17 protein-coding genes are annotated in these 21,044 nt (G+C 45.6%); 10 read left to right on the top strand and 7 right to left on the bottom strand.

Annotated features, from left to right (window positions below; all coding sequences use genetic code 11):
* Positions 1–186 (bottom strand): hypothetical protein (locus JJU34_RS05360; protein ID WP_228691300.1); only part of this gene is annotated, 186 nt, incomplete at its 3' end.
* A 41-nt stretch (positions 187–227) separates the two neighbouring features.
* Here JJU34_RS05360 and istA point away from each other — a divergent pair.
* From istA to JJU34_RS05315, 9 genes are all read left to right on the top strand, one after another.
* Positions 228–1,778, top strand: a complete 1,551-nt coding sequence (gene istA, locus JJU34_RS05355; RefSeq protein WP_301005328.1) for an IS21 family transposase — start codon at positions 228–230, stop codon at positions 1,776–1,778.
* Between the two features lie 3 nt (positions 1,779–1,781).
* The gene (gene istB / locus JJU34_RS05350) at positions 1,782–2,501 is read left to right on the top strand and encodes an IS21-like element helper ATPase IstB (protein WP_228691298.1); all 720 of its coding nucleotides are present in this window, start codon (positions 1,782–1,784) and stop codon (positions 2,499–2,501) included.
* 50 nt (positions 2,502–2,551) lie between these two features.
* Positions 2,552–2,893: a hypothetical protein gene (locus tag JJU34_RS05345; RefSeq protein WP_228691297.1), complete on the top strand. Its 342-nt coding sequence runs from the start codon at positions 2,552–2,554 to the stop codon at positions 2,891–2,893.
* A 134-nt stretch (positions 2,894–3,027) separates the two neighbouring features.
* Positions 3,028–4,233 carry an HlyD family efflux transporter periplasmic adaptor subunit gene (locus JJU34_RS05340; RefSeq protein ID WP_228691296.1) on the top strand — a complete coding sequence of 402 codons (1,206 nt, stop codon included), beginning with the start codon at positions 3,028–3,030 and terminating at the stop codon, positions 4,231–4,233.
* Complete coding sequence (locus tag JJU34_RS05335) at positions 4,218–6,368, top strand: peptidase domain-containing ABC transporter (protein ID WP_228691295.1); 2,151 nt, start codon at positions 4,218–4,220, stop codon at positions 6,366–6,368. The genes JJU34_RS05340 and JJU34_RS05335 overlap by 16 nt, the downstream gene beginning before the upstream one ends.
* A gap of 68 nt (positions 6,369–6,436) precedes the next feature.
* Positions 6,437–6,742 (top strand): HTH domain-containing protein, encoded by a 306-nt coding sequence (locus JJU34_RS05330; RefSeq protein WP_228691294.1) that lies wholly within the window; start codon positions 6,437–6,439, stop codon positions 6,740–6,742.
* 24 nt (positions 6,743–6,766) lie between these two features.
* Entirely contained in the window at positions 6,767–7,078 is a 312-nt protein-coding gene (locus JJU34_RS05325; RefSeq protein WP_228691293.1) for a class IIb bacteriocin, lactobin A/cerein 7B family, read from the top strand.
* Positions 7,062–7,223: a hypothetical protein gene (locus tag JJU34_RS05320; RefSeq protein ID WP_228691292.1), complete on the top strand. Its 162-nt coding sequence runs from the start codon at positions 7,062–7,064 to the stop codon at positions 7,221–7,223. The genes JJU34_RS05325 and JJU34_RS05320 overlap by 17 nt, the downstream gene beginning before the upstream one ends.
* Positions 7,224–8,005: 782 nt before the next feature.
* Positions 8,006–9,319, top strand: a complete 1,314-nt coding sequence (locus JJU34_RS05315) for a metallophosphoesterase family protein (RefSeq protein ID WP_228691291.1) — start codon at positions 8,006–8,008, stop codon at positions 9,317–9,319.
* Positions 9,320–9,400: 81 nt separating this feature from the next.
* Here the strand turns inward: JJU34_RS05315 and JJU34_RS05310 are convergent, their stop codons facing one another.
* Positions 9,401–12,580, bottom strand: coding sequence for a PVC-type heme-binding CxxCH protein (locus JJU34_RS05310; RefSeq protein ID WP_228691303.1), 3,180 nt, complete (start codon positions 12,578–12,580; stop codon positions 9,401–9,403).
* A 465-nt stretch (positions 12,581–13,045) separates the two neighbouring features.
* On the opposite strand from JJU34_RS05310, the gene JJU34_RS05305 reads away from it, so the two are divergent.
* A complete protein-coding gene (locus tag JJU34_RS05305) occupies positions 13,046–14,515 on the top strand; it encodes an SLC13 family permease (RefSeq protein ID WP_228691290.1) in 1,470 nt (489 codons plus the stop codon).
* 115 nt (positions 14,516–14,630) lie between these two features.
* On the opposite strand, the gene JJU34_RS05300 is transcribed toward JJU34_RS05305, so the two are convergent.
* The 5 genes from JJU34_RS05300 to rpe all read right to left on the bottom strand — a co-directional run bounded on the left by JJU34_RS05300 (position 14,631) and on the right by rpe (position 21,000).
* The gene (locus tag JJU34_RS05300) at positions 14,631–15,842 is read right to left on the bottom strand and encodes a tetratricopeptide repeat protein (RefSeq protein WP_228691289.1); all 1,212 of its coding nucleotides are present in this window, start codon (positions 15,840–15,842) and stop codon (positions 14,631–14,633) included.
* Positions 15,843–15,911: 69 nt separating this feature from the next.
* Positions 15,912–18,434 (bottom strand): DNA gyrase subunit A, encoded by a 2,523-nt coding sequence (gene gyrA / locus JJU34_RS05295; protein ID WP_228691288.1) that lies wholly within the window; start codon positions 18,432–18,434, stop codon positions 15,912–15,914.
* A 161-nt stretch (positions 18,435–18,595) separates the two neighbouring features.
* Positions 18,596–19,591, bottom strand: a complete 996-nt coding sequence (locus tag JJU34_RS05290; RefSeq protein WP_228691287.1) for a hypothetical protein — start codon at positions 19,589–19,591, stop codon at positions 18,596–18,598.
* Positions 19,592–19,725: 134 nt separating this feature from the next.
* Positions 19,726–20,232: a hypothetical protein gene (locus JJU34_RS05285; protein ID WP_228691286.1), complete on the bottom strand. Its 507-nt coding sequence runs from the start codon at positions 20,230–20,232 to the stop codon at positions 19,726–19,728.
* 114 nt (positions 20,233–20,346) lie between these two features.
* Positions 20,347–21,000, bottom strand: coding sequence for a ribulose-phosphate 3-epimerase (rpe, locus tag JJU34_RS05280; protein ID WP_228691285.1), 654 nt, complete (start codon positions 20,998–21,000; stop codon positions 20,347–20,349).
* Between the last annotated feature and the right edge of the window lie 44 nt (positions 21,001–21,044).

Genomic DNA, 21,044 nt, shown 5'->3' with positions numbered 1-21,044 from the left:
TGGATATTCCGGACTAAGCTGACCCCCCGATCCGGAGACATAAAAATAGTGAAAAAGTAGCTGCCAATCCGGCAGATGCTGACCCCTTCGTTTTGAATAATCCGGAGCATGTTGACCCCCCAGGTCTATAATCCGGAGTATGCTGACCCCCCTAAATGGATTTTGGTTAATTAGCGGTTTTACCAAACCGTTAAACAGAACTTCAGATGGCTGGAAAACCAAAACGCATGAGTCAGATCAAACAATTACTTCGATTACACCAAGAGGGCTGGAAGATCAAAACCATAGCCCGGGAGCTGGAAATAAGCAAAAACACCGTGAAGGCATACCTGCAGCGCGTAGGGCAGGAAAACTGGCCAGTCGCCTCCCTTCTGGCACTGGAAGACCCCGTACTGGAAGCAAAGTTCCACGCAGGCAATCCCGCCTACAAGGATACCCGGTACCAGTATCTCAAGGACAAACTGGACTACTATGCCCGGGAGCTGGACAAAACCGGCGTCACCAAACAGCTGCTTTGGGAAGAATACCATAAGGAACAGCCCAACGGATACGGACGGAGCCAGTTCTGCCACCACCTTTACCAGCATATCCGTGCCGGAAAGCCATCGATGGTCCTGCATCACGAACCCGCCGACAAGCTGTTCATCGATTATGCGGGCAAGACGCTCTCCTACATCGACAGGAGCAGCGGGGAAGTGATCGGGTGCCAGGTATTCGTCGCCTGCCTGCCCTATTCGGATTACGGCTTCGCGTTGGCCGTGCCGTCGCAGAAGATAGCCGATTTTATCCATGCGCTGATCTGCTGTCTTGAGTTTCTGGGGGGAGTTCCCGCCCTGCTCGTACCGGACAATCTCAAGTCGGCAATAGTCAAAACCGACCGTTATGAGCCAAGTATTAACCAGGCACTGGAGGATCTTGCCAACCACTACGGCACCAACGTGTTGCCCGCCCGCGTGGCAAGGCCAAAGGACAAGGCACTGGTCGAAAACCAGGTAAAAATCATCTACTCCCGCGTCTATGCCCGGTTGCGCAACCAGCAGTTTTTCAGCCTGCACGCACTCAATGAGGCGGTTGCCGAAAAGATGCTCCGGCACAACCAGACCCGGATGCAGGAAAAACCCTTCAGTAGGGAAGAACGCTTTCTTGCCGACGAAAAGCCCCTGTTGGCCCCACTGCCCAAGGAAAGCTTTGAGATCAAGTTTTATAAGGAATATAAAGTACGGCAAAACAACCATATAAAGCTCTCCGAGGACAGCCACTACTACAGCGTCCCCTACCGGTATATCGGGGAAACAGTCAAAGTTATCTACTCCCGCTCGATGGTACGGATCTACCATCAGGGTAACCAGATAGGCGCACATGCCAGGGACAGCCGGGAGGGCGGTTATACCACCGTGGCCAACCACCTGTGCTCACATCACCAACATTACCTGAAACGCAGCCCCGGATATTACCTCGACAAAGCCAAAGGAGTCTCTCCCATCCTGCATGAACTTATCGGTAAGCTGTTTACCCGGGACCGCCACCCGGAGCAGCTCTACGGCAACTGTGACGGGTTACTGGACATCTACCGCAAAATAGGTGCTGAGAAAGCCGACAAAGCATGCAAAATAGCCCTGGAATACAAATACTATTCCTACCGTTTCGTCCGCAACGTCCTGGACAACAACATGGTGGACCAGCAATCCGCGGATCCACAAAAACCGCTTCCCGGGCATGGCAACGTCAGGGGTAAGGATTACTACGAAAAACAACTCAACATCAACTTTAAACCATAAACTATGGACATCAAAACACAACTCGGCCAATTGCGCCTGCATGGCATGGACCAATGCTGGCAGACCCTAACAGAGACCAGAAAGCACCTGGAGCTGAACCTATCCGAAGGATTGGAGATGCTGCTGCAGTCTGAGCAGGAGGAGCGTACCCACCGCCGTTTTGAACGCCTGCGGAAAGGTGCCGGATTCCGGTACCAAGCCTCCGTCGAGGAACTGCAGACCGAGAGCAGCCGGGGTATGGACAAGACGGTGATCACGCAACTTGCACGGGGCAATTACATCCGTGAGGGAGAATCGGTACTGGTCACCGGGGCTACGGGATGCGGCAAAAGCTTTTTGGTATCGGCACTTGGAAACCAGGCCTGCGGGCAGGGATACAGCGTAGCCTATTACAACCTCCAAAAGCTGCTGCTGAAAACGAAAATGAGCCGGGCCGACGGTTCGATCATCAAACTGTTGGACAAATTAGGCAAAACAGACCTGTTGATCCTGGATGACTTTGGACTGACCCACATGGAACAACAACACCGGCTCGATCTGCTGGAGTTGATAGAAGACCGCCATGGGAGAAAATCGACGGTGATCGCCAGTCAGCTTCCCGTGGCAAGTTGGTATGAGGTAATCGGGGAAGAAACCATTGCCGATGCCATCCTTGACAGGTTGATTCACACCTCCCACCGGATAGAATTGAGGGGAGAAAGCAGAAGAAGAAAAAATATGTAACTTTGTCAGGCTACTAAGTTCCAAAAACCTCAAATCCAGAGGGGGTCAGTATGGCTGGATTGGGGGGTCAGCATCACCGGAATATCCATAAAGGTAGCAGCTTTTCAATATGGTTAGTATACACCCTTGTGACCCCACCATTTAAGGGAAAAACCGAAGCGTTACAAAATGCTAAGGGAGCTATTACCATTTTCGTGGTCCAGGAAATTCTTTCTTTGTTCTACCCAGAAATAATCGGAACCTTTGATATCGGAGACATTCTATACTACCTACTGGGAGCCTGGATAATCTTTGAAGGCGATGTAAAGCAAAGAAATGAGGAGCCATTCCATGCTTACCAATTAAAGTATGGATCAGCCACAGCCTACTCTGACGAATCTCACTCCTCGTAAAAATCAGACCCAACTCCGATTCAAAATAAGCATATTTTTCGCCCACTGAAATTTTTTTTCAGTGGGGAGGGATAATTTTACAGAATAATACTTTGATGCGATGTCTTAGTTAGGTTTTATAAAGCAGCTAACCTATGAGCTATCAAAAGATTTTTCCCGCAACAGTCGTTAACCATTCTATCGAGGTATACGAATCTAGAATTAGCGTCAAGTCTAATATTATCTATTTAATCCTTTTAGGCACATTTATATCGATGATGGTAGCGTTGCCATTTATTTTTGTGGATGTTGCAGTACTGTCGAGAGGTACCCTTCAATCAGCGCTTCAACGAAACACCTTGACCAGTTCTGTTGCCGGACGATTGGAGAAATGGAATGTTTATGAAAACCAAAAGGTCCGTAAAGGTGATATCCTCGCGGTTGTGAGAAGTGAACAGGTACAACTCGAAATCAAAGGTATTAAGGAAAGGTTAAATCTGATCGACGATTTTATGTCCGATTTGCGTAGTCTTTTACTTTCACATAAAAATGAGACCAGCACTCCCCTACTAGACCTAAAATCCAAATTCTATCAAGCATCCTTTCTAGAATTTGAAGCCAAAGTTTCCAATCAGACAGCAACGCTGGAGAAATTAACTCGTGATTATGAGCGTGCGAAGATCTTGTTCGAGAGTGAGTCTGTTGCTTTTGCTGAATTTGACAATGTAGAGGTGCAATACAAACAGGCATTGACACAACTCGCAATGCTTGAAAAGCACCAGGTAAATTTATGGGGGCAGGACTTAGTCAATTACCAGAACGAGAGTATCCGCCTAAAAAGTCAACTGGAAGTGTTAACCGAACAGATGGATCAGTTTAAAATCATAGCGGGTACCAATGGAACACTCATCAATGTCCAAAATTTAAACGAAGGTGATTTTGTTCATCCCCAGCAAAAATTAGCTGAGATCTCTCCTGACACAACGATTATTGCTGTCACATATATTTCACCCATCGACATTGCTTTTATTGATACGGAACAGGAAGTCAGTTTTCAAATAGATGCCTACAACTATAACCAATGGGGAGTTGCGAAAGGGAAAGTAATTGATATCGCGGACGACCTCACCGTTTTAAATGAACGAGAAGCTGGGTATTTGGTCACTTGTTTACTGGACGCCCCTTACTTAACGCTTCCCAGTGGCCAATCAGGATACATAAAAAAAGGAATGACTTTCAACGCTCGGTTTGTCATCGCAAGAAGGTCCCTATTTCAGCTACTTTATGACAAAGTCAATAATTGGATAAATCCGCAAGTTCAATTGCCATCTAAACTCTTTTCATCATGGGAATCAAGATAAAGCAAAGAGATATAACCGATTGCGGTGCAGCGTGTTTGGCCTCGGTTGCTGCGCATTTCAAACTGGAGATGCCGGTCGCAAGAATAAGGCAAATGGCTTCCACAGACCAAAAGGGAACAAACATCCTTGGCTTGATCGAAGCGGCAACTAAAATGGGCTTTTCCGCTAAGGGTGTAAGGGGCGACTTTGATGCACTCATTCAAGTTCCTATGCCGGTGATAGCACACGTGATTGTAAATAAGGTTTTGCATCATTACGTGGTATTGTATAAGGTGTCTGACAGGACAGTCGAATACATGGATCCTGGAGATGGCCAACTACACAAAGTGAGCTCCGATTCCTTCAAGGAAATGTGGACGGGTGTTTTGGTTTTACTGATGCCCAACGATGAATTCAGAGCTATCAACCAAAAAGTGAGCACTTGGAATAGGTTTTGGTTTTTGGTAAGTCCCCATCGACGGGTAATGTTTCAGTCACTCATTGGAGCCATTATTTATACTGTTTTAGGTCTATCCACTTCTATTTACGTACAAAAGATCATCGACCATGTTTTTATAGGAAGAAATGTGAATTTGCTTAATCTCCTTTCGGTCACAATGATTGTTTTGCTTATAATCCAGATTGTTATTGGGGTCTTTCAAACGCTGTTTGTCATCAAAGTAGGCCAGCGAATAGATGCTCGCTTGATCTTAGGTTACTATAAACACTTGCTCAGCCTTCCCCAGAGATTTTTTGATACCATGCGCGTGGGGGAAATTATTTCCCGAATTAACGATGCCGTAAAAATCAGGGCGTTCATCAACGATGTCTCTATAGGATTCTTGGTCAACCTGTTCATTGTCGTTTTCTCATTCGCGTTGATGTTTACATTCTATTGGAAATTGGCCTTGGTCATGTTGCTGGTCATACCCTTTTATGCCGTCCTATATTTGATCACAAACAGATTAAATAAGAAAATAGAGCGCAGATTGATGGAAGAATCTGCCGAGCTGGAGTCCCAACTTGTTGAATCTATCACTGCAGCGGGAACTATAAAGCGTTTTGGGGCTGAAGACCATGCCAATATAAAGACAGAAATACGATTTGTTTCCCTACTCAAAACGGTATATCAATCAGGACTGAATAACATCTTTTCTGGGACTTCCTCAGAAACCATTTCAAGAGTGTTTACGATTGTTTTACTATGGGTTGGTGCAGGGTATGTATTAAAAAACGAAATCACGCCCGGGGAGTTAATGTCGTTTTATGCACTTACGGGCTATTTGACTGGACCTGTTTCCGGCTTAATAGGAATGAACAAAACTATCCAAAACGCTTTAATAGCTGCGGATAGACTATTTGAAATCATGGACTTGGACGTTGAAACTGGGGAAGATACCTTCCCAATCAAAAAAGAACAAGTAGGAGACATTCGCTTCAAGGGTGTGAATTTTCGATATGGCTCGAGAGCCAACGTCTTTGAGGATTTGGATTTGGTTTTCCCGAAAGGAAAGGTGTCTGGAGTGATAGGTGAAAGTGGCTCAGGGAAAAGCACGCTGGTATCACTTCTGCAAAATCTCTATCCCTTGCAATCAGGCAATATTTACATCGGTGAATACGATATCAAGTTTATCGCTAACGCCAGTTTAAGACAAATCGTCTCTGTCGTGCCACAGCGTATTGACCTATTTGCCGGCAATGTACTGGAAAACATTGCCTTAGGGGATTACCAACCTGACATACAAAAGATTGTTCACATCTGTAATAAACTCGGCATGATGGATTTTATTGAAAATCTTCCTAATGGCTTTGGCACCTATCTGGGCGAAAACGGGGCTTCACTTTCGGGAGGTCAAAAGCAGCGGATTGCCATTGCTAGGGCGCTATATCGGGATCCTGAAGTCCTGATTCTCGACGAAGCAACCGCCTCATTGGATCCAAGTTCCGAGCAATTTGTTCAGCAAACCGTCCGAGTGTTAGCAAAAGAGGGTAAGACGGTGATTTTCATAACCCACCGTTTAGCCACAGTGCAGGATTTTGACAGGCTTTATGTCCTGGATAAGGGTAAACTCATCGAAGAAGGTACGCATTCCGAGTTACTCGCAAAAGGAGGAAAGTACCATGATATGGTTCGAAAACAGTTTGTTCTTCATTGATAAAGTTTTTTCCATAGAATAGCTATATTATCTATCATAGACCTGTAAACCAATAATAACCAAAAACTATGGAATTTATCAAACAAATCGAGCGATTTCAGCTACTAAGCAAGCTAATTAAAGAAGAGCGCACCGGAAGTCCAGATGAATTGGCGAGTAGACTTGGGGTAAGTCGTGCCAAGTTGTATTTAATGCTGGACGAACTAAAAGATGAAGGTGCAAAAATCCGGTATTCTAAGCGGATCAATTCGTTTGTTTTTGAGAATTGTGATGGCATTTCGATTGGCGTTTCCATTCATATATTAGGGTTGGAAGAATCGAGAAAAATATTTGCCGGAAAGGTGGAAAATTGTTGCGAGCGTCTAATTTTTTAGACGGAAAAACGGTTATTTTAAACCATGATCGGTCAGCAATTCTCTATGATAGCCAACGAGATTGGAATGATTGAGATTGGGAAAACCCAATGCCCGGCAAAGGTTGGGAAAACAGGAAAAATTAATTATATTATGGACAAATTTAGAGAATTAAACTCTGAGGAAATGCAGGAGATTGTTGGCGGAGTTTGGCCTATTATATGGGCTGGTACTAAATGGATTACGATAACCTTAGCGTCAACTGCTGCAGTTGAATTAATCACAGAAGGATGGACCTCAGTAAAAAATGATTTCAATACAGGTTTTAACGAAGTTAGATATGAAGGAGCTAAGTAAGATCGAATGCGTAAAGATATATGGCGGAGGCTCGGTTTGGAAATGGTTTGGGAGAGTGTATGCAGGTTTCCTAAATTCGGTAGATCGCCAGGTAGAGGACACCTATCAAAAGGTAATGGTCCAGCGTCAAATAGTCGCTGATTAATAAATAGAGTGTTGTCGAGCGAGCTTATATTGACAAAATATAGGCTTCTCGACTAAAAATATTAGATTATGAAAAAAAACCTATTTTGTAAACTAGGCCTAAATTTTATATTAATTGCTGCCGTTATTACATTCCACTCGGATTTAACCAGTCTACTCGGAGATAAACTTATCCTTTTTGCGACTCCTCTAGTCGTGTCGATATGTTACCCATTTATTCAAATGGGCACAACCACCCGTTTTTCGCTGAAGTTGTTTTTAGGTTTTCTATTGTTCTTTACCATCTTTTACCTGATTTTAAATCTAAACTGGCCAACTTTCAACCTCCCCTATTTCATGATTTCCGTACTTTTGTCGGTTCCTTACGTGGTCTTGATGGAAAGGATATTCCCACCCATCCCGCAAAAAGCAGCGTAGTATAATCGCACCTCTACCCTTTGTATTATATGGGGGGGCGAATGCTTCTCGATATACACTTCTTTAAATATGCCTTCGGCGATATTTAAAGGATATATGCTTCGCGATATATACTTCGTGATATATGCCTTCGGCGATATATTGGGTTGCGTTTATCATGGTAGGATCGAATCGGATTCATGGTTTTGGAAAGGATGTGGAATCGTTAATACCGTTAATCTTAAATCTTATGTCTAACGTCTTATGTCTTATGTCTAACGTCTTATGTCTAACATCTAACGTCTAACATCTCACATCTAATTATTCCCCCAAATAGGCCATTCCGGCGATTATTGGGTATACTTGTAAGACCAATTCTTTTCCCTTATGATAGCTTCCTTCCAAATGGTTTATAGACGCCTTTTGCTTACCCATCTACTGCTGTTCCTTCTTTTCCTGGTTTCTGCAGCTCAGAACGAGCCCAAGGGGATTTTCCTGACCTGGCAGCAAGATCCCTGTACGACCATCACGATTGACTGGCATACCGACCCTTCTGAACCAAGCGAATCCCTGCTTCAGGTCAGACCGCTCGGAGGTGAGTGGGAGGACGCCACTGGTATGCAGTTTCCATTCCCACATAGCGACCGTACCATCCATAGGGTCGAACTGGATCAATTGACCCCCTACTCCACCTATGAATTTAGGTTCAAGGGTTACGATCGCATATACTCCTTCCGCACCTTGCCATTGCATAATTTCCAGCCGGTTCGGTTTGCGGCGGGAGGCGATACCTCCCACGGAGATATGTTTCGGCAAATGAACCAGGCTGTCATACGCTATGACTTGGATTTTATTGTCTGGGGTGGGGATTTGGCCTATGCAAACGGACTCGCGGAAAATGTGGAGCTGTGGCACAGGTGGTTTGACCGTGTCAAAACGGACCTAATAAGCTCGGAAGGCCGGGTGGTTCCCATTTTGGTAGGAATCGGCAACCACGATGTGCTAGACCATCACTACCCCGGATCGGAGTCTCAGATTGACAACAAAGAATCTGGCATGCCCGGATTCATTGCCAAGGTTAGGCAAGGTCTCATGGAGGAAGCTACCGACGAGTCGCGCTTGGCCAAAGGCCCCTTTTTTTACCGGTTGTTTGCCTTTCCCGGACAGCCAGGCTATGGCGTGTTGGACTTTGGCAATTACCTTTCCTTGATTATCCTGGACAGTTCGCACAGCAATCTGATCAGCGGTACACAGACCGCTTGGCTAAAGCAGGTATTGGCCAATAGAACACATGTCCCCCATCTCCTACCCGTGTACCACAAACCTGCCTACCCCTCGTCGAGGGTACAGCCGGGAGGCAAGCGAAACCAATTTTGGTCGGAAGAAGTGCTACGCAATTGGGTCCCCCTATTCGAGCAGTATGGGGTTCGGGTTGCCCTAGAAAATGATGACCATACCTATAAGCGAACCTTCCCAATCCGTGGTGACCAGGTGGATCCGAATGGCATCGTATATATTGGTGACGGTTCTTGGGGTGTTTCCAAACGAAATCCCAAAACACCGGAAGAGGTTTGGTACCTCCAGAAGTCAGCACAAGAGAATTCTGCGATTATTGTCACCCTGCACGGCCCACACCAGCATTTCCTAATGATTAATGAGCAAGGTAAAGTGATTGACGAGTACCCGGAAGCAAGCCGATAGATCACTCAGATAGTATAAACCACAAAGAGCTGCCTCATCCATGAAGCAGCTCTTTGCATTTTTTAGTAAATCTAAACCCTTCTAACGACTGGCCGTTTGGGTGTTTTTGTTCTCCAAAGGATGCTGTTGCAGCAACTCTGTGGGCGAATAGAAGCCCGATTTTCCTTTGGTCGCTTCACGGACCTCTTTCACTTTGGCGGGGGAAATGGGCGTAGCATTGTTTCCAAACGAGTTCCTCACATAGGTGGCTACCGATGCGATGTCTTCGTCGTTCAACATGCCACCATACGGCGTCATAGGTACCTGACCCGGGTAGGATTTGCCCAATACCTCTATGGGTCCCATCAAACCGTTTAGGATGATTTTTATCAGACGCTCTTCACTGCCGGTCACCCAACGCGTACCTGCCAGCGGAGGAAATCCGGAAGCTGCCAGTCCTTTGCCATCTTCTTGATGGCAGGTGATGCAAAAGCCCTCTTTACCATAAATCACTTTTCCTTTTTCGTATAGTGCCATTTCTGCTCCCGAAAGATTGTTTACTGCTTTGGGTGCTTCGGCCGGCGTGTCCGGTGTCTTACTCTTAAATTCTATGCTGCCACTGGCACTAATAGTCACCTCACTGACCGAGAACCCGTTTAAATGCGCCAACGATGTCTCAAATGCTTTGATCATCCAGTCGTCTTTTGGGTGTTCGTTAGCTACCTGCAGGATCTCCAGGCCGCTGTCTTTATCTAACCAAGAAGCAGCCACGATTGCTTCCAAACGAACTCTTCCATGTTCGTCTGCCGCTGCCTGCTTTAATAGCTCGATTTGATCCGGTACTTGGTGTCCGGTGTACCTTAGGATTCTGGCGGCAGCTGCACGTGCTCGGAAGTCCTTCGAGTTTAGCATTTGCTTGAGTAGATCTTGATCCACCTTGTTGAGCCCCCAGGATACCCAAAGCGCCTCCAATACATAATGGTCGTACTTCGGATCGTTTTTGTCCAGGTTGCTAACCCATGTCTTTATCTTGGCGGTTACCTCATTGGCATTTCGGCCCCTTAGTTCGGACCTCGTGCGATAGCGCGCCCTAAATTCAGGTAATTTTAGGTTTTCCAGCAATTCATCTATGGAGGCCCCGTGGATTTTGGGAGGTGTTACCAATGGACGGGATGGGTACGTAATGCGGTAAACCCTCCCGTGCACGTGGTCCCTTAGTGGATCCCTTGCGTTGTGCTGCATGTGGCCCACAAGGATATTGTGCCAGTCGATGAAATACAATGATCCATCTGGTGCGAATTCCATATCTACTGGCCGGAAATTACGATCATCGCTTTTTACCAAATCCAATCGGTGACGGCTGTGGTAGCCGGTACCGTCGTCTTCGATAGCATGTTGTTTCATTCCCAAGAAACCAATGGTGTTATTGATTAGCAAATCTCCCTGATGCTCATCTGGAAAATGACGGCTGGATACAAATTCAAGTCCTGAGGTAGGCCTTACCCGATGGGCATCTTCGATCAGGTTAAACCCTTTGTGGGTGGCCACCCCATAGCGTGGTTTTACCGAACCCGGCATCATCCAACGCACATCCGGACCGGAGGTTTCGGCAAAGAAATTTTGGCCCCAATCATCAAATGCAATCCCCCAGGGATTTGGTATAGGCAATTGAGCTGTGCGCTCCAAATGCTTTCTGGCTGGGTTATAGCGGTAAAAGCCTCCATTCGTAGCACGTACAGGGCCATAGGCCGTTTCCACATTGGTATGCAAAAACACCCCCTCACCCATGTAGATCGCCCCAGAGGGGTCTGCTACAAAGGCGCTGATGTTGTGGTGGGTATCGTGGTCGTCAAAACCGCTCAGTAAAATTTCCTTGGTGTCGGCACGGTCATCGCCGTCGAGGTCCTTCAGAATAATCAGGTTGATTCCTTGAGACACATAGACTCCCTCAGGAGCGATTTCCAGCCCAATGGGAAGGTGTAGGCCGTCGGCAAAAACCGTTTGTTTGTCTGCTTTCCCATCTCCGTTCGTATCTTCCAAGATTAGAATCTTATCGTTTGGCTTTGGATCTCCGGGCTTGTAATGGGGATAGCTGGGCATGACGGCTACCCAAAGTCTACCTTTGTTGTCAAAGGTCATCTGAACGGGGTTTGCCAGATCGGGAAATTCCACCTCGGAAGCGAACAACTCCAACTTGTACCCTTCGGGCACGTGGATTTGATCTAGGGCATCCTGACCATACAGGTATTCCAGGTTACCGTTGCGCTCGGGATTATAATTGGTTTCAATTTCAGGCAATTCGCGGGTGCCGGCGTCTGCGGCCACTAGATCAAACTTTTCACCTTTATTCGCAGACCAAATGGCTTGGTCCCTGTTGGCCGTCATCTGCCGAATCTTCTCCAACTCGTAGGGATAGTTATCTGGACCAAATGGATTGTATCTACGACCAAAGACGTGTACCCCGTTGGGTATTTTGTAGTCGTTATGCCACATCCAGTTTTTTTCCATCACGGCCTGGTGTATGGCTGCCCGGTGCTTCTCTGCCCTCGCTTTATTTTTACCAAAAAGCTTATCTGCTAAGAAAACAGAAAACTTTTTATAGCCTTCCTCATTCAATTGAAACCCGTCTATCGTCAACGGCTCTTTGCTGGAGTCATACCATTTCTTGGAGGGCTCGAAGGCATCTACAAAGAATACCTGATTTCTCTCTGCCACTTCTTTCATGGCATCCGTATACAGCTTTATATTCGCGTTTTCCGTTACACCGTTTGGCAGGTCGTACATGGCTGACAGATCTTCAAAAGCGATCGGAGAGACCAAGGCCAACTGAGGAGGAAGGCTTCCGTTATAACTCTGCCCTTTGGTATGATCGATAAATGCCTGTAATTCTTCCTTCCACATTTCCAGCGCATCCAAGCCACCAAAGCTCTCGTTATAGCCAAAGAAGCCCACTATCACATCCGCTTTGTGGTTTGTCAGCCATTCGTCGGGATATTCCAAGTGGCCTTCACTCCCGGAAGGTGTCGCTAGCTCAGTCTGAAATTTTTCAGCCCCGGGAAATGCCCATGGTGTATTTCTACCCGAGTGAGCTCTAAATCCAGGTGTGTCTCCAGGATCGCACATATTTCGGATATACAAAAGTGAGTCAGGATAGCGCACATGCATTTCGGTTTCAAAAAGCCCATAGTCCATCATTCTGGATCCCAAGTTGTTACCGATCAACATAATGTGCTGACCCTTTCTGAGATCCAAGGTTTCCTCTTCCGGACCACAACTGAACATCAAGGCAGCGAGGAGCAGAAAAGCCAATCCCCTGGCCAGGTTATTTCGTGTTTTCATGTGTTTTTAATTGTTTTTTATTGGTCAGATGGAATCTCTGCCTGCGGCAGGCAGGTCGCATGGTTGCCCCGATAGCTATCGGGGCATCCCAGTGTGTGACGGCTACGTCAAGCTCGATTTCATCTGTTGGTGTGTTGCGGTGTTAGATAATTAACTTATTATAATTCGACGGTAAGTAGTTAGACGCTATTTTGTCCGCCTAAAATTAATCTTCTCAATTAGCGACATTTTCAGGGTAATACTATCCTGTACTTACCTGAAATTAGCTGTTACTGGTTAGATCAATGTCAATAGTAGAATAAAATCCAGTCTTTTCCAAAGCAAATTATGTGGTTGGCACTGAAAAGTTCCGTAACCTTTGTCTTTGATTTTTCAATAAAAGTAATTAACCTTATTTTTTAAACCATCATGAAAATATCTCAAATCGGGCTTTTAGTAGGGCCTCTCCTTTTCTTTGCAATTCTATTGTTTGTAAAACCAACCGATCTTTCTGCCGAGGGAGTCTCACTGATCGCCGTAACTGCCTGGATTGCTGTTTGGTGGATCACCGAAGCCATTCCCATCGCTGCTACTGCCCTACTGCCCCTCGTGTTATTTCCGGTGACCGGAATTCTAGGTATTAAAGAGACCTCGGTAGCCTATTCGGATCCGATGGTACTCTTATACATGGGTGGCTTTATGATCGCAGTGACCATAGAGCGTTGGAATCTGCACAAACGGATAGCACTTACTATTATCGCCTTTATGGGCACAGATATGAAGCGCATCATTTTTGGTTTTATGCTGGCAACAGGATTTCTTTCCATGTGGATTTCAAATACAGCTACCTCACTCATGATGCTGCCCATAGCCATAGCCGTCATTACCCAAATGGGAAGCCAATTGATGGACCCCAACTATACGGAGACAACTGTTGGCCGCGCCTTGATGCTGGGGATTGCTTATTCGGCCAGTATAGGGGGAATGGCAACAATCATCGGAACACCTACCAACATCATCCTGGTCGGAGTGATTAAGCAAACCTATGGTGTCGAAATAGGGTTCAGTGAGTGGATGATGGTCGGACTACCCGTAGCCATCGTCCTACTTATCGTTTGCTGGTATTTTTTGGTCAACGTGGCATTTGATCTTTCTCTAGCCCGACACACCACCGGTGGCAAAGAGGAAATCTTACAGCAGCTAAAGGCACTGGGTAGCATCACCCGCGAGGAAAAGCGTGTTTTATACGTTTTCATGGCCGTTTCTGTGGCCTGGATCAGTCGATCTTTTTTGTTGCAGAAGCTAATTCCAGTTTTGGATGATACCCTGATAGCTCTTATCGGTGTTCTGTTGCTTTTCGTACTACCGTCGGGTGGCCCAAAGGATCAGCGATTGTTGAATTGGAAGGTAGCAGAAAAGATCCCTTGGGGCATACTGATCCTTTTTGGTGGTGGATTGGCACTAGCCATCGGTTTTCAGCAGACCGGATTGGCACAGTGGATAGGAAAACAGTTTGTCTTGCTACAGGATGTAAGTTTTTGGTTGTTCCTACTACTAATAGTTGCTGCAGTCAACTTCCTGACGGAAATCACTTCCAATGTGGCGACAGCTTCCATGTTGCTGCCCATTCTATCTGCAGTGGCATTAGCCATGAACGTGCACCCGTATGGTCTCATGGTTGGAGCTACCTTAGCTGCAAGCTGTGCATTTATGCTTCCGGTGGCCACGCCCCCGAATGCAGTAGTTTTTGGATCGGGATATCTAACCATACCAGCCATGATTCGCACCGGTTTTTGGATGAACTTGGTCTCCATTGCTGTAATTCTTCTACTGATCCTATATTTTCTTCCCATGGCATGGGATATAGATCTTGATAGCTTTCCGTTAGAATTGCGTTAGAACACTTGCGCCTCGGCGAGTTGGCACCTTTTCGTCAGAACATGAGGAGTTACAACAAAAAGGCCCTTGAGAACAATTTCCCAAGGGCCTTTCTTTATCTGAGTGCAATTCGCATTTATCTCTCCATCCAATCAGGACCGAGCAGATCGCTCAACTTCTTATTATACTCTTCAATTTTCGCCTCGTTTCTCAACCGGGTATGGATCTGATATAGAATTTCCATGATATCCGTGTTGTCCGGTCTCATCTCCGAAGCGCGGGTAAAGTAAGGGAGTGCATCTGCATAAAGATCATCCGCTTCTTTTACCATGATGGGAGATTTCTCTTCCCACTCATCGTCAGAAAGGTTGTTTACTTCCGTGATGATGTTTCTGGCTTTCTCCAAGTATAGGGCACCGGCATAATAGTTTCCTTCAAAGAACTCAGGATCAACAGCTACCGTCTTTTTATACTCAGTCAAAGCGCCGTCGATATCTCCGGACTTCTCTTTCAGGTACCCGTATCTTAAGAGGATCGCTGTGTTTTCCGGGTCATTCTTCAAGGCAGATTCGATTGAAGTCATCGCTTCGTCCATCTTATCCAATTGAAGCAGTAATTGAATTTCGAATTCTGCCAGTCCTTTGTCATCTGGATAAGTCTCTCTTGCCTGCGATACCAATCGGTATGCCTCTTGAGGATCATTGTCTTCGGCAGATGCAATTTGAATAAGGAAGTAGTACGCATTTAGCTTGTTATAATCCTTAATATCCAGCAACGACGTAAAGTATTTTTTCGCTCGTTGGGCCTCTCCCACCATGTTACCGGTGTATCCCGCGTTAAATACAATGGACGTGTCTTTTGGATCCAAATCTGCCGCAAGTGCGAAAAACTCGAACGCCATCTCCATATCGTCATCCTCGTACCGATCAATTGCCTTGTTGAAAGACGCATTTTTCAGCCTGTAGATCCCTTGCCCTTGGAAGTTTTCCGGCATATCCGGAAGTACTTCTTTAAACAAGTCCTTCGATACTTTGGACGTGGAATCCATCCCTTCTTTTTCAAAGGTAGTCATGAAGCTCTCTTTTGCAGATTGACCATAGTCCAAGGTCTGCATAGTATTCGAAGAATCCGCTTCAAATAACATCGTCTCAATCTTACCTTTCAACAGGTAAGTGGTTGACAGATCACCGGTTTCGGGATCCTGTAGCGCTGATTGGACTTCCGTGTAAGCATCCTCCAGGTTGCCCCGCTTCATGTTTCTTTCAGCGGATTTGACGACTTTCTTTTGGCCAAATGCTAGCGTAGTGGCTATTCCAACCAAAGCTAATGATAAAATTAACTTTTTCATGTTTGCAGTTTTTAATCTAATTCGATTGGTTCTTAAGGTTAACTAACTATTTAAAGGATATTGATTCATTTATTCGGTAGCTTCTGGGGAGGCCTCACCGGTGGGTGGATTTTCTGGTTCCACATCCCCGTCCTGCTGATTTGCCATTATGTTTTCGATCTTTTCGATAGATGAAATCTCATCATTGTCGTTCAAGCGAATCAACCTCACTCCCTGGGTTGCCCGGCCCATCACTCGTACACCGGAAACCGGGGTGCGGATCGCAATGCCCGACTTGTTGATAATCATCAGATCATCGGTGTCCATCACTTCCTTGATGGCAACCAACCCACCTGTCTTATCGGTCACATTCATCGCCTTCACACCTTTTCCTCCTCGGTTGGTGATTCTATATTCCGATAGGAAGGAGCGTTTACCATATCCCTTTTCGGAAACAACAAGTAGCGTCGCATCCTCTCTGGATACACAAACCATGCCAATTACCTGGTAGTTTCCTCCCTCTAAATTGATTGCTTTTACCCCAGTAGCTGTTCGTCCCATGGGTCGCACATTAGACTCGTGAAAGTGTACCGCCCGCCCCGAACTGGACGCAATCACGATGTGTGAATCTCCGGTCGTAAGCTCTACATTCACCAGTTGATCTTCTTCCCGGATGTTCAGTGCGATGATGCCGTTGGTCCGTGGCCTGGAGTATTGCTCCAAGGTCGTTTTTTTGATGATTCCGTTTTTGGTTATCATCACAATATAGTTATTGTTGATATAATCTGCATCATTCAAGTCAGAGACCTGGATGATAGAGCGGATTTTATCATCACTTTCTATATTTATAAGGTTTTGAATAGGCCTTCCTTTGGAGGTTTTTCCTCCTTCGGGAATCCCATACGTCTTCAGCCAGAACAACTTACCCATATCGGTAAAGATCAGCAGGTAGTTGTGGGTCATTGCTGTAAATAGGTATTCGGTGAAGTCATCCTCTTTTGTGGATACTCCTTTAGAACCTACCCCTCCCCTACTTTGCGTTTTGTATTCTGTCAGTACAGTGCGTTTGATATACCCCTGATGGCTTACCGTGATGACCACCTCTTCATTGGGTATCATGTCCTCGTAGTTGAAGTCCTCAGCGTTGTGTTCGATGGCAGTTCTACGCTCGTCCCCATACCGGTCCCTCATTTCTGCCAACTCAGTTTTGATGATCTCCATTCTTCGATCCTCGTTGGCTAGGATATCTTTCAGGTCCTCAATAAGCATGATCAGCTCATCGTATTCCTTCTGGATTTTCTCCCGCTCCATGCCGGTAAGTCGGTGAAGACGCATGTCCAATATCGCCCTTGCCTGTATTTCGGAGAGAGAAAACCGCTCCATCAATCCGTTTCGGGCTGTTTCAGGATCTCTGGAATTCCGAATTAGGGTAATCACCTCATCCAAATGGTCTAACGCGATCAGATATCCTTCCAGAATATGCGCCCGTTTCTCGGCTTCCTTCAACTCATACTCCGTACGCCTAATGACCACCTCGTGCCGGTGGTTTACATAGTGCACTATGAGATCCTTCAGGTTGAGCGTGTAGGGCCTGCCTTTCACTAGCGCTACATTGTTTACACTGAAGGAAGTCTGAAGTTGGGTATGCTTGTACAGGTTGTTCAATACCACATTGGGTACTGCATCCTTTTTCAGTTCATATACAATCCGCATTCCTTGCCTATCCGATTCATCCCGAATGGCCGAAATACCGTCTAATTTTTTCTCATTGATTAGTTGGGCAGTTTTTTCAACCATCCCAGCTTTATTGACCATGTAGGGGATCTCGGTAATGATGATCATCTCCTTGCCGTTGTCCTTCTGTTCTACATTGGCTTTACCCCTTACGATAATCCGTCCTCTGCCGGTTTCGAACGCTGCCTTCACACCGTTGTATCCATAGATGATGCCACCGGTAGGGAAGTCAGGGGCCGTGATGTGCTGCATTAGTTCTGCGACCGTAATATCCCGATTATCCACGTAAGCGATGATCCCGTTTATCACCTCGGTGAGGTTATGGGGTGCCATATTGGTCGCCATACCTACTGCAATTCCAGAAGCTCCATTTAGCAGCAATGCGGGAATTTTGGCCGGGAGTACCACCGGTTCCTTTAAACTATCGTCAAAGTTTAGCTGAAAGTCTACGGTTTCTTTGTTGATATCAATGAGCAGCTCTTCCGCGATACGGCGTAAGCGGGCTTCAGTATACCTCATCGCCGCTGCATTGTCCCCGTCTATCGAGCCAAAGTTACCCTGAGGGTCTACCAATGGGTACCTGAGGGACCATGGTTGCGCCATCCGTACGAGCGTTTCGTACACAGCCGAGTCACCATGTGGGTGATACTTACCTAGGACTTCCCCGACAATTCTAGCGGATTTTTTGTAGGGCTTGTTGTGGGAAACTCCCAGTTCCTGCATTCCAAAAAGTATCCGCCTATGTACTGGTTTTAAGCCATCTCGGACATCTGGGAGGGCTCGGGAAACAATGACCGACATCGAATAATCGATGTACGCTCCGCGCATTTCCTCCTCAATATTGATTGGTATGATGTTCTCGTTTTCTCCTTGAGCCATGTTCAAAATTATTCTCAATAATAAATGGCAATATACGTAAAACTGACGGTTTTTGAAAAATATAATTTTACCTAAAAGAAAAAACCATGGTATTTAATTTATATTCATACAGTTAAATTAGTTTCTTTTTAAGAAACCGCTAGGTCATACAACCTGAACCGCTACCATTGGCCCACTTTGCGGTGCTGCATATTCCATATGGAGCTGCCCCGGTATTCCACACCGTTGTGCAGGTGCTTCATGACCACACCGCATCCGGGAACCTTGCAACGTTTGGTAGCAGGCAAACGCAATGCCACACCGGCCTGAATGGTAAATAATTGTTGATTGATCTGCTGTAACTCGAGGTTTTCCAACCCTTGATCATAGCTAAACTCCCGAAATGTGATTGCCGGACGAAAGAACATTTTCGTGTACTCGGAAAACTCCTTCTCAATTCTAAAACCTATTGAATAAAAGGGCTTGTCTATACTCAGTCTGCTGTCGTAGGGCTGCCTTATAAAAAGCTGTCCAAATTCTGCATCCACCAAGAATCGCCATGGATAATCCTGCTGCATACGCAAGCGGCGCTCAGATTGCATGTAATGGTTAGATCCAGAGTATTTACGGTAACGGTAATTCAAAAAAGAACGCCGTTTTCCCGCATCGTAGAGTATCAATCCAACGGAACCGTATAGCTTGTCAAACGTATACGTGTTGCTTTCAAAATTGAATCGATAGTCCTGTAGACGCAATGCATCCATATTTCCCCATTCACGCCCATATCCCCCACCGATTTCCAACAAGTCAAACAAATTTAGCTTGACGCCCAACTGAAAGGGGAAAGCGAAATTACCGCCCCGAAATCCCAATGTATCTTCCGGATTGATATCCGTGACAGATTCGGTAATTACTGAGGTAATGGGATAAGCGCTCGGTTCTTCACTGCCAAACCGCATCGTATTGGAATGATAGCCAGCACCCCCGCCAATCTCAAAAGAAACGCCTCCTATAACATTTCGAAAGACGTTGCCCAATTCACTTTCACTTTTTCTGGTTCTACTTTTAAGCTTTCGTTCGATACCGAAAATATCATCATCTTGTGCAGCAACCGGCAGCACAAACCATATTGCCAGAAATACTACAATCCATTGAATATTGCTCTTCCTTCTTCCCATACGAACTCCCTGTTTCAGGTATATCTCACCCAGCCTGAATTGATTGCTTTAAGCTTCTATTTAGGTAACGAATATAAACAAAAAAACCCTCTGCAAAAGAGGGTTTTTTTGTTTCTTTTTTGAATACCTATATCTCAACTATCGGCACTTACGCCGTCTTCCTCACTAGATCGTTTTTCTTTGAGTTCAGCCTGAAGTGTATCTACTTTTTCTTTTATCTCGGGATTTTCTTTCATGGCTTTATTTACCTTATTGAAGGTAGCTACACCCAACACCTCGTCGTTTTTGATCAGGTATATCTTAAACTCACGAACCTCATCCTGTACCGAGCTCATAAACGCCAAAATCTCCTCATAAGCGGTTTTCTCTTCGTCAGTGATTTCAATTTCCGCTAATTTGTCCTCATCATCCCAGGCTGCTTTGATCTCATTGTACCTCCCGGCACCGTCAATTACATCGTTGTTACGGATGAGATCAATCAACTCGTCGTTTTTCTGCTCGAAAAATGCCATCACAGAGTCTTCCATCACGGCAAATCTCATCAATTCTTCTTCCGTTATTTCCTCCGCCTCGTCTTGGGCGAAAGCACTGAAACTCATGAAACCTACGAACAGGAGGGCTAAGAACCGTAATTTTTTCATATATCTATCCTTTTTAATTAAACGTGATTACTAATTTCGGATTTTTCCGTTACTATCACAAATTAAACATCAAGAAATACGCCAAAAGTTGATTTTTAATCCTCCATATTGAATTTACTTAATATTTTTTAGTTTATTAACGGTTTCGATTGGATTTTTAGAAGTGAATATAAAATTCCCGGCTACCAAGATATCGGCACCTGCTTCCACTAACGCGGCTGCATTCGCCATACTTACCCCCCCGTCTATCTCAATCTGTGCCTTAGAACCCGTCTGAACAATAAGCTTTTTCAGATTCTCTATTTTGGTGTAGGTATGTTCGATAAATGTTTGCCCTCCAAACCCTGGATTCACTGACATCAGGCATACCAAATCCACGTCGTGAATGATATCTTTGAGCAACTCAACCGGTGTATGGGGATTAAGTGCCACACCGGCTTTGCAATCGAGGCTTCGAATCTCATGCAATGTACGGTGTAGGTGATTGCAGGCTTCGTAGTGAACCGTGATGTGGGATGCACCAGCTTCTTTGAACCGCTTTAAATATTTATCTGGGTCGATGATCATCAAATGGACATCCAACGGCTTCTCAGCATGCCGTTTTATGGCTTCCACTACGGGAAGGCCCAATGAAATATTCGGTACAAAGACACCGTCCATCACATCCACGTGAATATAGGAAGCATCGGATTTATTGATCATCTCTATTTCTTGCTGTAGATTCGCAAAGTCGGATGCCAATACAGAGGGAGCAATAAAAGGTCTCATAGCTTTTGGGGTTTAGGCAAAGACAGTTTTATGTTTTTAACGAA

The sequence above is a fragment of the Lunatimonas sp. genome (genome assembly GCF_020832325.1).
Classification (GTDB): Bacteria; Bacteroidota; Bacteroidia; order Cytophagales; family Cyclobacteriaceae; genus Lunatimonas.
The sequence above is the reverse complement of the archived record's forward strand: the minus strand, read 5'-3'. Positions and strand labels throughout refer to the sequence as shown.